This window comes from uncultured Shewanella sp. (genome assembly GCF_947501665.1).
GTDB lineage: Bacteria > Pseudomonadota > Gammaproteobacteria > Enterobacterales > Shewanellaceae > Shewanella.
The window spans coordinates 119908-132443 of record NZ_CANMWS010000012.1; the positions used below are offsets into that span (position 1 = coordinate 119908).

Below are 12536 nucleotides of genomic sequence, written 5' to 3' on the forward strand. Positions count from 1 at the left end.
TCCATCATCAGACAAGGTTAACATTTTACACACAATAGTAACAATCAGGTTTAGCCTTTTAATAGCCAATTTTCTGCACGTTCAATACGACGAGGCTTACCTAATAAAATAAGAATATCCCCCGCTTTACACTGCCAATCCAGAGGAGGTGATTCAATTTCAGCGCCAGAACGCCTTATTGCTCGTAACTCTATTCTCAATTTTTGCCATGGGATAATTGCTAACGTTTTCCCCACTACATAAGCACCTTGAGGTAAAGCCATCGCATGTAACCTTTCTAAGGTAAAGTCAGTATCTGCCCCCGAAAAAAAACCGTGCAAATACCGATAATGATGACGCCTTTCAAATTCAAGTCGTTTTAAAATTCGACTCAAAGGCACACCTGACTGATAAAGAACCTGAGAGACCAACATCAAGCTCCCCTCTAAGGTTTCTGGAATAACTTGACTCGCTCCAGCTCTCTCTAGTACATCCATATCCATATCATCACGCGTTCTAACCAAAATTTTTGCATCACGGGTTAACTGCCGACATAAGCACAACACATCTTCCACTGCTTTACTGTCACCCAATGTGATAACAACCAGCTTTGCCTCACGAATATTAGCTTGTTTCAATATACTTCGCTGACAACCATCGCCAAAATAAACGGGTTCCCCTGCAGCTCTCGCTTCTGCAACACGTTTAGGATCTAAATCAAGCACCAGATAAGGGATCGCCTCCACTTTCATAAAGCGGGCTATCGTCTGCCCCACTCGGCCATAACCTAAGATCAAGACGAGCTCTCCTTTTGCATTTGGCAAAGCTTTAACGGCATCAATATTATTTGCTTTCGTTTTCACACCTTGTAATCTTTTAGCAATATTCATACTGTTTTTAACTAACCAAGGCGCAAAAGCCATAGAGAGCACAGCCACCATCACAAATACAGTACTGACTTGACTATCAATTAATTGATAACTCACCCCTAAGGATAAAATGACAAAACTAAACTCTCCCATCTGCGCTAAGGTCAATGCAGTGGATAAGGAAATCCTAAATGATTCTTTTGTCACTTTGAGAAGAAGAAAAATAATCGCAGTTTTAACAAATAATACTCCCACCAGTAATAATAAAATCTCCCACCAAAATTGCATTACGATATGGAAATTGAGTAACATACCAATAGAGATAAAAAATAACCCCATTAATAAATCTCTAAAAGGTCGAATATCGGCTTCTAATTGCCTTTTATATTGACTCTCACCTAATAAAATCCCTGCAATAAATGCCCCCAATGCCATGGATAAACCCACCCATTGAGTAATCGCACCAGTCACTAACGAAACAACTAAAGTTGATAAAACAAATAGCTCATTTGAACGTGCTCTAGCCACTTCATCAAACAGTTTAGGCAGAGTCCACTTTCCCACAATAATCAGTGCTAAAAAGGCAGCAAGTCCTTCCAATAAGCTTGTGGTAATATCAAACCAAGTAAACGCTTGTTGTTGTTCTGAAAGAAGAGGCAATAAAATAAGTAAAGGCACCACAGCGATATCTTGAAAAAGCAGTATACTGACAGACAATTCACCGTGCCTGCGACGAAGCCAACCTTGATCATTTAACAATTTCAGCACTATTGCAGTAGAAGACAACGCAATCGCGGCCCCTACCACTAATGAGGCCACCATATTTAAACCAAAAATGATCGCAGCTAACATCGCAATCCCAACAGTCACGGTAAGCTGAGCAAAACCTAATCCAAAAACTTTACGTCGCATAGCCCAGAGTCTGGGCAAAGAAAACTCCAGACCTAAACTAAACATCAGTAAAACAATACCCAATTCTGCAACCGAATGAATTTCTCGCTGGCTAAACCAATTAAACCCGCTCGGCCCGCTTATCACCCCAGTCAATAAGTAAGCCAAAATAGCAGGTAAACCTGCTCGCCTCAACATTGCAATAGCAATAATAGCAATCACTAACATGAATAGGATTTGGATCAACAAGCCGTGGTTCATTAGAATTTTATTCCCCCAAAATATGAAAATACAATATGATGAACTACTGATTTTTGGTGATAATGTCTACATAAATTTATGACTTTTTAGATGCAGCAAATGCTAAGTCGTTATTCTTGGTCTTAATACCAGACGCCCCGTGAGCTTCTTCATTCTTGAAACCATCGACTTTGAGTCAAACGTCATACTGTCTTCTTCAGGCTAAAAATCATTAGGTAAAGTTCAAATGTTACACACTCCTTTAACCATATAATTAACCAAAATGAACGATAACACAGTAAAAGGGGGCCATAAACGCTGTCCTCATTATTTATCAAAAAGAATTCAGCGAACGTATTTAACACTTATTGTAAATAATCTTTGTAAAAAAGAGCCTAAAAACCACCACAAAAGAGCCCGCTCTAACAAATTCACGTCACTTTAAGAAACTATATTCAGTATAGGAGGATATAGATAAGACTTAAAACAAATCGAGCCAAAGGATTGGCTCGATCATTTAATATAGGAAATCAAGTAAATTCAGATAGTAAAGTTGGTACGCTTACGTTAATAATTAAACTGGCGCTAAAGATGCAGCGTCTACTTCAATACGTTGCTGTTTACCCATTAATTCAAACAGAATATGGCAACGTTTATCGCCACTTTTTTCTGAAAAAATACCCTCTAAATCAACAAAAGGACCTTGAGTAAAGCGCACTTTATCTCCTGAAGTAAAGGGATCATTCAAAAACGTTTCTCCCTCTATATCACTTTTCACTTCGGCAAGAATGCTTGCTTCTCTTTTTCGAATAGCGTCAATAATACTGTCATGAATAGGTGTCATGATCTCTTTGCATCCAACAATACGTACTACACCTCGAGTAGAATGAATACGACTCACACTGGTTTCTAAAGGATCAAAATAAATAAAGACATAACTTGGAAATAAGTGTGTTTTTTTTATTGTCGATTCACCCTTAAGCGTCACTTTTTTTGATAAGGTCGGCAGATACGTTTCAATATTCTGCATTGCTAAGTTTTGCTGCGCTCTGACCTCACCACGTGGCTTACAATACAAAAGATACCAAGCCTTCATGTTATATTCTTAATTCCTTATTCATAAAATTGAGATACTCACCATCCCCATGCGCATCATAACAAATCTCAACACATAGTCATGATCAGTTTAATGAAAAATGCAATCTACACTTTCCAACTGATGTTTTATCAACCAAATTATTTCTCGTATCACGTTTAATCATTCCATTCAGTCTGGCTGTGAACAAAACACTAAAATATTACTAACACGAGCACTATTTAAGAAACAAGCAGTTCAACAAGACAATTCCGCTCAGATTATCAACAAACAAGCCCGTATCATTGACTTTAGTCCCATTTAAAGGGTATATATTGTTAGCTTTTTAGCATTAAGCTCTATTTAATGAGTCATTTTAAAAACATTTAATAAACATAAAAACAAAAATACAGTTATGAATATGTGATTTTTAAACAATTTTAACAAATAGCATATCTGTCATTAATAACATTCATGCATATAACAAATTTTTCGGCTTACTCAATATAAGACGAAAAATCATCAGCTGAAGGTGGGGATCTACATGAGCGGAGTAAAGTCTCAAGGAACAATATTTGGACACCCAAAAGGGTTGTTCTTGTTGTTTACAACAGAATTATGGGAACGGTTTAGTTACTATGCCATGCGCGCTATTTTAGTGCTATATCTGGTCGACAAAGTACAAGATGAAGGAGGAGGATTAGGTTGGAATAGCGCAGATGCCTTATCGTTATACGGTACTTTCACTGGCTTAGTTTATTTAACACCTTTAATCGGTGGTTGGCTAGCCGATAATATTTTAGGTCAACGAAAAGCCATTTACATTGGTGGTGCCTTGATGGCAATCGGCCAATTTATTCTGGCAGCCCCTCATCACTGGAGTGCGGGCATTGAAACCACCGTTTTCTATGTGGGTCTATTTACATTGATCATAGGTAATGGTTTATTTAAGCCTAATATCTCCACTATGGTAGGCGATCTTTATGAAGAAGGTGATCACCGTCGTGATGGGGCATTTACCATTTTCTATATGGGCATCAACTTAGGTGCAGCTTTATCTGGTTTCTTAGTCGCTTGGGCTTATACGCACTTTGGTCATACTATTGTCATTGATGGTGAAAGTGTCTTCATTAACAACTGGCAAGCAGGTTTCTTCTTTGCTGGTATTGGTATGATAGTCTCTTTAATCATCCAATTTGTATTTGCACAAAAATTATTAGGTGACATTGGTACCGTTCCAGCTGCGAAACTGGAAAAACAAAAATCGCTCGATGCTGGTAATACCCGTAAAGAACCATTAACAAAAGTTGAACGTGATCGTATTAAAGTCATCATGGTGATGGGATTATTTACCATTGTTTTCTGGGCTGGCTTTGAACAAGCCGGTGGCCTGATGAACTTATTTACCAATGAGTTTACCAATCGTTTTGTGGGCAGTTTTGAAGTCCCAACGACTTGGTTCCAATCACTGAATGCTATTTTTATTGTTGTATTTGCCCCTGTCATCGCCTCTATTTGGGTACGTTTAGGCAAGAATGAGCCAAACTCCCCCATTAAATTTGCACTCGGTCTTGTATTGCTTGGTATTGGATTCTTATTCATGATTGGGGCAGTAATGGAAATGGGTGGTGACGCTAATGCCAAATCAAGTATGTGGTGGTTAGTCGGAGCTTACTTTTTTCATACCATGGGTGAATTGTGTTTATCCCCCATTGGTTTGTCTATGGTGACTAAATTAGCACCACTGCGTATCGCATCACTTATGATGGGCGCTTGGTTCCTATTTATTGCTGCAGCCAATAAAATTGGTGGCATTATAGGATCTTTCATTGGTCATGGTGGCCCCAAAGAAGAGCAATTAGCTAACGCAATGTCTATTTTTGCGGGAATAGGTATCACAGCAGCAGTCTCTGCGATTATCCTCTACTTAATGGCAGATAAACTGGTTGACTGGATGCACGGCGCTGAAGGGCATGCACACGGCACAGCAGAACACTTAGCTGAAGAAGTTGCCGTTACTGCTGAACACGAAGCAATTAAACCATCATAATATTGTAATATAAGATGATGAAGTAAAAAGCACCTCAAGATTGAGGTGCTTTTTATTAGCCATTATTGAGCAAGAGTTAACTGAATATAACCACCCGCTGGTAATGAATCATCCGACATTAACCCATGGAACTGATTACTAAGCAAGCGTGCTTTATGCTCTGTCTGATGAGTCGCAATACATAATCGCTCATTTTCCAGCAACTGCCTATTATGAATACAGGGTTGCCCCCAATTTAATACGCCCAGTTGAAGGGTATCAGGCAAAGCAATCGGCGTAAGATCTTCATCATTACGTAAATAACAACGTAGCGCATTACCTGACTGGGCAATAGCCACATTTTTATCCGCTAATGTAATGATGATATAAGCCATATCGACATAAATATTCAAACCAGACTGACTCATGCGTTCATTAAGATAAGTCAGCATATCATGCGGTTTAACCAAAGTATTAGATAATTGATTTCTAAAACGTTTCAACTTAAAATTAACAAAGCTTTTTAGTAATACGCTGGCAAAAGCAACACGATTATCATGCGGATGAAAGTGCGCCATATAAATCATAATATGCTTATCATCAACCAAAGCCGTATCAATGAAATGAGCACTTAACTCCCCACCAGTAAACAGACTATATTCAATCAGTCCCTGATGATAACGCACCGGAGAAGGTGGTAATAATTGTTGTTGAACCGTTTTTGCCGCCAGTTTGTCTTGCTCAAGTAAGCGCAAATGTTGCTGTAACTCTAAATAAGACAGTTCTTCCACATTGTCTAATTGAAAAGAGGCTTCAACATCCGTATTCAAACATTCATGAATGGCATTTTCAATTAAATACAGATCGGAAATCGGTTTCACTAAATAATCGGATGCACCATGTCTTAATGCCTCAAGCACATCAGACATCACTGGACTACCGGACATAACAATTGACGGAATATCAGGATAAGTAGTAGCGCATTGCTTTAGCATCTCTAAACCGCCTAAATTTGGCATGCTTAAATCAGCAATAATCATATCAAAACGATACTGAGAAAGATAAGACAGCCCCGCTTGACCATCTTTAGCTTCAAAAACTTGTGCACCTCGTGACTCAAGAAATGAAGTCACTAGACGACGAAAAACGGGATCATCCTCAACAAACAAAATTGATAAATTTTTTAGCGCCATTGCGACTCCTCAACACCCAACATGAGCTTAATCAAGATCATGGGTATTTAGTTACTGCGACGCAAATCATAATTTCCTGAATAAAATATCACTCGTTCCTTGACTGTCTGTAAATGACTTACGAAGACATTTGAGATATTTAAGGCCGTGCTCAAACGGTTAATCGAGCTCCTGCATATAATCATCAAGTAATTCATCATCATTGGCTTTTTGTGGCACATCACCATCATAAACCTTGTAATCGACATATTGAAAATAAGCGTCTTTAACAAAGGTATAAGGATCGAGCGCATTATCGACCAACCTTTCTTGATCTATCACAGCCGTCCGTTTGCTTATCCCTTCAATACCCCATTTTAAAAACTTCTGCCAGATAGTAAACTCTGTCATTGGAAAGTATAGACTATCTACCCAATCAAATGCGATTTCTCGAGTAATATAAGGTCCAAGAAAAGGTGCCATAAAATAAGGTCCATCAGGCACACCGTAGTACCCCATCACTTCACTTAAAGAATCTTGTTTTCTTGGCATGCCCATTTGCTCAGCCACATCAAAAACACCAAAAATACCTAAAGTCGAATTGACCGTAAAGCGCCCCACAGCATTAGCAGCCCACTTCCATTTTCCCTGTAACGTGTTATTGACAACACTGCTTGGTTCATCAAGATTAAGCACCACATTATATACCCCAGTTCTCACCGGACGAGGGATATAATCTTGATAACTATGAACAATAGGACGATAAATGTATTTATCAAGATACAAATAATTAAAGTCCCACATTGCCCTGTTAAACCCTTCAATAGGGTCGCGTGGATCATTATAAGTCACTGTTACATCTTTACTTTCACCCACTTTTGACTCTTCAGCCAATAATGAAGAGGATAATGCAGACAGAGAAAACCCCACAGTCAGTGCAATCCATTTAAACGTCATATTCTTCTCATTTATAAAACAATATAATTAAAGTTATTTGCTCTGCCAATTACAGAGAAAGCGAAAATCCCTCTTTGATACGACAAAGCGGATTCATTTTAATATATCCTTGCCATGTCAAAAACTAGCAAATATTATCAGCTCAACTAATAATCTATAAACCAATAAACCAATAAACCAATAGTAACAATACACCCTTATATAGGCTATTCTACTCCACCTTTTATCACAATATGATCAACAATCGAGATGAAGAATATCAAATCAACATGGGCTAATCAGCTTTATTAATCCTAAAATACCTATTCAGTTTTATCACCCAAATTTACATAGCATTAAACAATATTGATAATACCATATCACCTAAAAAATTTTCATGGTTCAATGGGGTATTCTTCCCACGTTCAACCACTCAATACTCGTTAACTCAATGGCACAAGTACTCGACAATGTATCTGAATAGGCCAAAATACCAAACTGAATGTTCAAAATGATTTTCAAGCTTTTCCATGTAAACGAAGAAGTAGCTCAGCTTCTGCTTTAGGAAGCTCGCATTCTTGAATCAGCTCTTCAACATCTGCCCCTAAGCTCACCATTTTCATTGCTCTTGAATACAGTTTTGCCTGGGGATCTTGTAAATGGGTCTCATCAATTTTAGCATCTTGTGTTTTTAATTTTTTCTCAAAATTAAGTACACGGCGTCCAACCCCAATGGTACCACTACGTAACTCTTTCAACTCATGCTTAAAAGAGACATTCTGCTCATCAGTCACATCCTGGCGCTCATTTAGATCATCAATATCAATCCGTAATTGATTAATTCGATGTTGTAAATATAATACTAAGCCTAAACAAGCAACAATAAACACCAATGTAGCAGCAATTAACACTTCATCTGTCACTCTTTATTCCTCTAGATTTGGTACTCACAGCTATCTAAGTTTGGCTCCCGATAAGTGCTATACCTTCACTTTGCTCAATAATAGCAGCATTGTTGATTTACATTATTATCATGCAGGTATGTACAAGTGACTCGAAAACAACTTAGCCACTTATGCCCAAATAACAATACAGAACTTAGCTGAAAAGAAAAATATTTAAGCCCATTTAAAGTAGGAAACTTAGCATTATAAAACTCTAATAAAATGTTTTATAAAGCAAAAGCGCTTCCCTTCTATATTAATCAGAGTCAACTGATTTGGGAGCTCTCAAATGCCTTATTTCTACATGCTATCATTTCAAAATATGCTTACATACTCTCAATGATGCGCTTTGAACTAAGACATCTGAAGGTTTTAAAACTCACCGCTTCATTTCACTTGAATATTATAAAATCAATCAAGCCATTAAATCAGTATGTTTTACGCTTATAACTGAGAAAGTTCCATCCACTCTTCATCCGTTAACAGCTTATCTAAGTCAATTAAAATCAATAACTCATTTTCTCTGTTACTGACACCTTGAATAAACTTAGTGCTATCATCTGTTCCTACATTTGGCGTATTATCAATTTCAGAACGGCGAAGGTAGACCACTTCAGCCACACTATCAACCAAAATACCCATGACTTGCTTTTCGACTTCAATAATCACAATTCGAGTCGAGTCATTCACAGCTGATTCAGGTAAACCAAAACGACACCGAGTATCAATAACCGTAACCACATTGCCTCTTAAATTGATAATCCCTAAAACATAATGCGGTGAACCTGGTACTGGTGCTATTTCAGAGTAACGCAACACTTCCTGTACTTGCATAACATTAATGCCATAGGTTTCATCATCTAACTTGAAGGTGACCCATTGTAATACCGCATCTTCTTCTGCTGCCATAGCAACACTATTTGAATTATTCATATTTACCTCAATTGCTTCCCTGACAGCTTAACCCTTGGTTTAACATATTAACCAACATTCTAACATCTAAAATTGCACACTTTTGTTCTTTCACTACACCGGCAAGCCAGGGCCTTTTTCCCGACATTTTACGCCATTGTACTTGAGATTTAATCAATTGGCCTGTTTTTACCACCCGATTAAAAGTCAATCCCCATTGACTATTTCCCAACAACGCAATGTATTTATACGCATTTGCATTGACACACAGCGCCTTATTTTCTGGCATCATCCAAGCACATGTATCGACAAGATTAATGTGTGATCCTCGATGAACCTGCGTCCCTAAATACCAAGCTGGCTTCCCTAAAATCTCATTCACTCGCTTAACATTAATAATGCCGCCTAAATCCAATAAAGGCACCGCCAAGGTTAACCCTGCAAGTTCAAAAAACAAGACTTGGAACGTCTCATCAAGTTGTTCGCATAAAAAAAACACAGTTTCATTTTGAGCAGAAGGTAATGTACTAATTTTTATATTTTCATCTACCGTTTCAGCCTGATTATCTTCACTGTGGTCTCTCTTAAAATTATCTAACCTTGACTCACCAAAATTATCGACTGATGTCATATTTTCTTTAGGCGAAATGAATGGTTCCAGTGACGCTTTTCCTCGAGAGGTAGGCAACTCATGCCCAACGCCTTTTCTAGAAAAGGCCCCTTGCTCACAACCTATTATCTCTTGTACCGCGTTCTCCCCTTTAACCGAAGATAAAAGCACCGATAGATTTTGTTTATCAAGCTTATTTCGCTCTTTTTCCCTTTGATAATATGGCCTTTCAACCACAGCATCGGCCTTTGAAAAGTGTCGCGCATTCATAGGTTTTAATACTTGCTTATCTTGCTGTTCATCCTTAAGCAAAATAGAGAAAAAATCAGATACTGCTTCATCATTCAAGTTGGACATGACGTTTCTCCTGAGACAGTAAAAAACTCAATAATTTATCATAAGCCTTTGCACCACGGCTTCGATTAGCAAAGTGAGAAAGCGGTAAATGAGCCAAGCTGGCTTGTTTAAATTTAATATCAACAGGGATCATATTGGGCCAAACTTGCTTTGAATTATCTAACATTAATTGCTTAAGCACTTTCGCTGCACCGTGGCTTTTTTTATCGTATAAGGTAGGGATCACTGAAAAATGATATTGCATCTTCTTAGCCCGCCCCATTAACAACAAGGTTTTGACCATACGATCTAATCCTTTTAATGCTAAATATTCAGTTTGAACGGGAATAATAATATGTTCACTGGCAGCCAAAGCATTCACCATTAACACACCTAAAACGGGCGGACAATCGATTAACACCACATCATAACGATGTTCAACCAACGCTAATATTTTATTTAATACTAATCCCATACCATCATGATGCCCCAGTTGCCTATCCAATGTAGCTAAAGCCATTGTGGCAGGTAATAACTCAATTTGGGGCACATTGGTCGGAATAATGTGGGTCTGGACTTTTTCAAGAGTCAATGATTGATGGGCAAGAAATAATGAATAAAGTGACCCTGGTAATTCATCTTGATCCATACCGAAATAATACCCTAAAGAGGCATGAGGATCGGTATCTACAACGAGCACTTTTTTTCCTCGCTTAGCCAAAGCGCCAGCTAAGCTTGCCACCGTCGTCGTTTTTCCTACGCCTCCTTTTTGATTAGCCACTGTCCACACTCTCATCGAATCAATCCTTTATTCCCCGTTACCCTATCACGTTAACGTGTGGTGATCCTGATCCCGCCATGGGGCAAAGCGATAGTTTTGACACCTTCAGCCGATTCATCGATGACCGTTTCTTTGTACATCAATCGATTCTGTTTTTTTTCTATTGTTTCCACAGCATCATCCATCGCAGTATTCAATTCTATCACCTTCTGTTGGCTTTTTTTCTCCCCATAATAAGGCTGAACGACCGGATCAGTACTTGGGGCAACATCATAACTCTGTGCTTGTTGAATAATTCCTTCAACATATGCAGGATGCGAATTCATCCAAGCCGCAATCACAGAGGCTTGCTCAGCCGATACACTCAATAACACTTGACTGTCTTTTAATTGACTCACAGTTTCATTTAACGATTTATTTTTTTGCCAAGTATCAAAATATAACCCACCAAAAGTCACTGAGGTCACCAGCAATAAAAAAGTGAGTAACGTGGTGACGGAGCTCATGAGAAAAAATTGAAGCTGACAGTCAATAGACGCACCATTTTACCCCATGCCCGTTTCACATAAAATAGCATCGGCAATATCCTCTATGGCCAAAACTTTCGTTGCTAAACCTGCTTTAACCACTGCTTGGGGCATACCATACACCACGCAACTGGCTTCATTTTGTGCCCAAATAGTCGCGCCAGTGCTTTTTAACATACGAGCCCCTTCTCGCCCATCCGCTCCCATTCCTGTTAATACTACCGCCAAGATTTTATCTGCCATGACTTTCGATGCTGATGCAAAACTAATATCGACACTCGGCTTATAATTTAACTCTGGTTTTCCAACATGAAGCTTAATGCGGCCAAATGTCCCCCCTCTATCCAGCATCATTTGCATGCCTCCTGGCGCCAAATAAGCACAACCTGCACGCAGTATTTCTTCATTTTCAGCCTGTTTAACTGCAATTTTACAAAGACTGTTTAATCGACTCGCAAATGCAGGCGTAAAAGCGGCTGGCATGTGCTGAATAAGTAAAATAGGATAGGGATAATGAGCGGGAAATTGCGTTAATACCTTTTGTAATGCCACTGGACCGCCTGTGGATGTACCAATCATCACCAATTTATAGTTTTTTCCACTGGCCCGTTTCACACATCCTATGTTGGTTGATGCTCTTTTTGACTCAATTTGATGGCTTTTAGCTAAGGGAGGTAACGACGAGTTACAGGCAAGCTCATTTGATTCAGCCACCTTAGTATTAAGGGAATTTTCTCGCCTCTGTGTCATTAAAGGTCGGCCTAAATGAGCCTGCCCGCTACCCAATAACCGCCGCCGACCTATAGTTTTAATTTTTTGCTGTAATACCGTTATCGCACTGGTTTTATTCGTCGCAATATCTTCAAAACGTTTCGGTAAAAAATCCAGCGCTCCCGCCTCAAGTGCATCTAATGTGGCACTTGCACCGGCATGAGTTAATGATGAAAACATTAAAATAGGAATAGGAGAAGCTGCCATGATGGCTTTGACGGCACTAATACCGTCCATAATAGGCATTTCAATATCCATGGTGATCACTTGTGGTCGTAAACGCGCAGCCATTTCTATCGCTTCTTGTCCATTGACAGCGGTTCCTATGACTTCAAGATCGGCATCTTGATTAATCATCTCACTTACACGGCGACGAAAAAAACTTGAATCATCTACTACCAATACTTTTATGCCCATTTACATCCCTACACAGCGCTTTTAAACAAATACATCAATCGCTATCA

The 12536-nt window shown here is 38.8% G+C and carries 11 protein-coding genes; 1 reads left to right on the top strand and 10 read right to left on the bottom strand.

Going from position 1 to position 12536, the window contains the following annotated elements; all coding sequences use genetic code 11:
• Nucleotides 1-50 precede the first annotated feature (50 nt).
• Together Q0976_RS11040 and rfaH are read right to left on the bottom strand one after the other, a co-directional pair.
• Nucleotides 51-2000, bottom strand: coding sequence for a monovalent cation:proton antiporter-2 (CPA2) family protein (locus Q0976_RS11040; RefSeq protein WP_299493867.1), 1950 nt, complete (start codon nucleotides 1998-2000; stop codon nucleotides 51-53).
• 553 nt (nucleotides 2001-2553) lie between these two features.
• The gene (gene rfaH / locus Q0976_RS11045) at nucleotides 2554-3075 is read right to left on the bottom strand and encodes a transcription/translation regulatory transformer protein RfaH (protein ID WP_299493868.1); all 522 of its coding nucleotides are present in this window, start codon (nucleotides 3073-3075) and stop codon (nucleotides 2554-2556) included.
• A 523-nt stretch (nucleotides 3076-3598) separates the two neighbouring features.
• Here rfaH and Q0976_RS11050 point away from each other — a divergent pair.
• On the top strand, nucleotides 3599-5104 hold the full coding sequence (locus Q0976_RS11050) for a peptide MFS transporter (RefSeq protein WP_299493869.1): 1506 nt from the start codon (nucleotides 3599-3601) through the stop codon (nucleotides 5102-5104).
• Between the two features lie 62 nt (nucleotides 5105-5166).
• Here Q0976_RS11050 and Q0976_RS11055 read toward each other — a convergent pair whose 3' ends face one another.
• From Q0976_RS11055 to Q0976_RS11090, 8 genes are all read right to left on the bottom strand, one after another.
• A complete protein-coding gene (locus Q0976_RS11055) occupies nucleotides 5167-6276 on the bottom strand; it encodes a response regulator (protein WP_299493870.1) in 1110 nt (369 codons plus the stop codon).
• Between the two features lie 159 nt (nucleotides 6277-6435).
• Nucleotides 6436-7212: a VacJ family lipoprotein gene (locus tag Q0976_RS11060; RefSeq protein ID WP_299493871.1), complete on the bottom strand. Its 777-nt coding sequence runs from the start codon at nucleotides 7210-7212 to the stop codon at nucleotides 6436-6438.
• A 497-nt stretch (nucleotides 7213-7709) separates the two neighbouring features.
• Nucleotides 7710-8114 carry a DUF2802 domain-containing protein gene (locus Q0976_RS11065; RefSeq protein WP_299493872.1) on the bottom strand — a complete coding sequence of 135 codons (405 nt, stop codon included), beginning with the start codon at nucleotides 8112-8114 and terminating at the stop codon, nucleotides 7710-7712.
• Between the two features lie 465 nt (nucleotides 8115-8579).
• On the bottom strand, nucleotides 8580-9068 hold the full coding sequence (locus Q0976_RS11070) for a chemotaxis protein CheW (protein WP_299493873.1): 489 nt from the start codon (nucleotides 9066-9068) through the stop codon (nucleotides 8580-8582).
• Between the two features lie 7 nt (nucleotides 9069-9075).
• Nucleotides 9076-10014, bottom strand: coding sequence for a chemotaxis protein CheW (locus Q0976_RS11075; protein WP_299493874.1), 939 nt, complete (start codon nucleotides 10012-10014; stop codon nucleotides 9076-9078).
• Entirely contained in the window at nucleotides 9998-10789 is a 792-nt protein-coding gene (locus Q0976_RS11080) for a ParA family protein (RefSeq protein WP_299493875.1), read from the bottom strand. The genes Q0976_RS11075 and Q0976_RS11080 overlap by 17 nt, the downstream gene beginning before the upstream one ends.
• Nucleotides 10790-10824: 35 nt before the next feature.
• The gene (locus tag Q0976_RS11085) at nucleotides 10825-11280 is read right to left on the bottom strand and encodes a hypothetical protein (protein WP_299493876.1); all 456 of its coding nucleotides are present in this window, start codon (nucleotides 11278-11280) and stop codon (nucleotides 10825-10827) included.
• A gap of 39 nt (nucleotides 11281-11319) precedes the next feature.
• Nucleotides 11320-12489: a chemotaxis response regulator protein-glutamate methylesterase gene (locus Q0976_RS11090; RefSeq protein WP_299493877.1), complete on the bottom strand. Its 1170-nt coding sequence runs from the start codon at nucleotides 12487-12489 to the stop codon at nucleotides 11320-11322.
• Nucleotides 12490-12536: the final 47 nt, after the last annotated feature.

Bases quoted from the DNA above. Each gene is read 5' to 3' on its own strand.
- Q0976_RS11050 (WP_299493869.1), top strand. From the start codon at position 3,599: ATGAGCGGAGTAAAGTCTCAAGGAACAATATTTGGACACCCAAAAGGG.
- Q0976_RS11060 (WP_299493871.1), bottom strand. From the start codon at position 7,212: ATGACGTTTAAATGGATTGCACTGACTGTGGGGTTTTCTCTGTCTGCA.
- Q0976_RS11085 (WP_299493876.1), bottom strand. From the start codon at position 11,280: ATGAGCTCCGTCACCACGTTACTCACTTTTTTATTGCTGGTGACCTCA.
- Q0976_RS11055 (WP_299493870.1), bottom strand. From the start codon at position 6,276: ATGGCGCTAAAAAATTTATCAATTTTGTTTGTTGAGGATGATCCCGTT.
- Q0976_RS11090 (WP_299493877.1), bottom strand. From the start codon at position 12,489: ATGGGCATAAAAGTATTGGTAGTAGATGATTCAAGTTTTTTTCGTCGC.
- rfaH (WP_299493868.1), bottom strand. From the start codon at position 3,075: ATGAAGGCTTGGTATCTTTTGTATTGTAAGCCACGTGGTGAGGTCAGA.
- Q0976_RS11040 (WP_299493867.1), bottom strand. From the start codon at position 2,000: ATGAACCACGGCTTGTTGATCCAAATCCTATTCATGTTAGTGATTGCT.
- Q0976_RS11070 (WP_299493873.1), bottom strand. From the start codon at position 9,068: ATGAATAATTCAAATAGTGTTGCTATGGCAGCAGAAGAAGATGCGGTA.
- Q0976_RS11075 (WP_299493874.1), bottom strand. From the start codon at position 10,014: ATGTCCAACTTGAATGATGAAGCAGTATCTGATTTTTTCTCTATTTTG.
- Q0976_RS11080 (WP_299493875.1), bottom strand. From the start codon at position 10,789: ATGAGAGTGTGGACAGTGGCTAATCAAAAAGGAGGCGTAGGAAAAACG.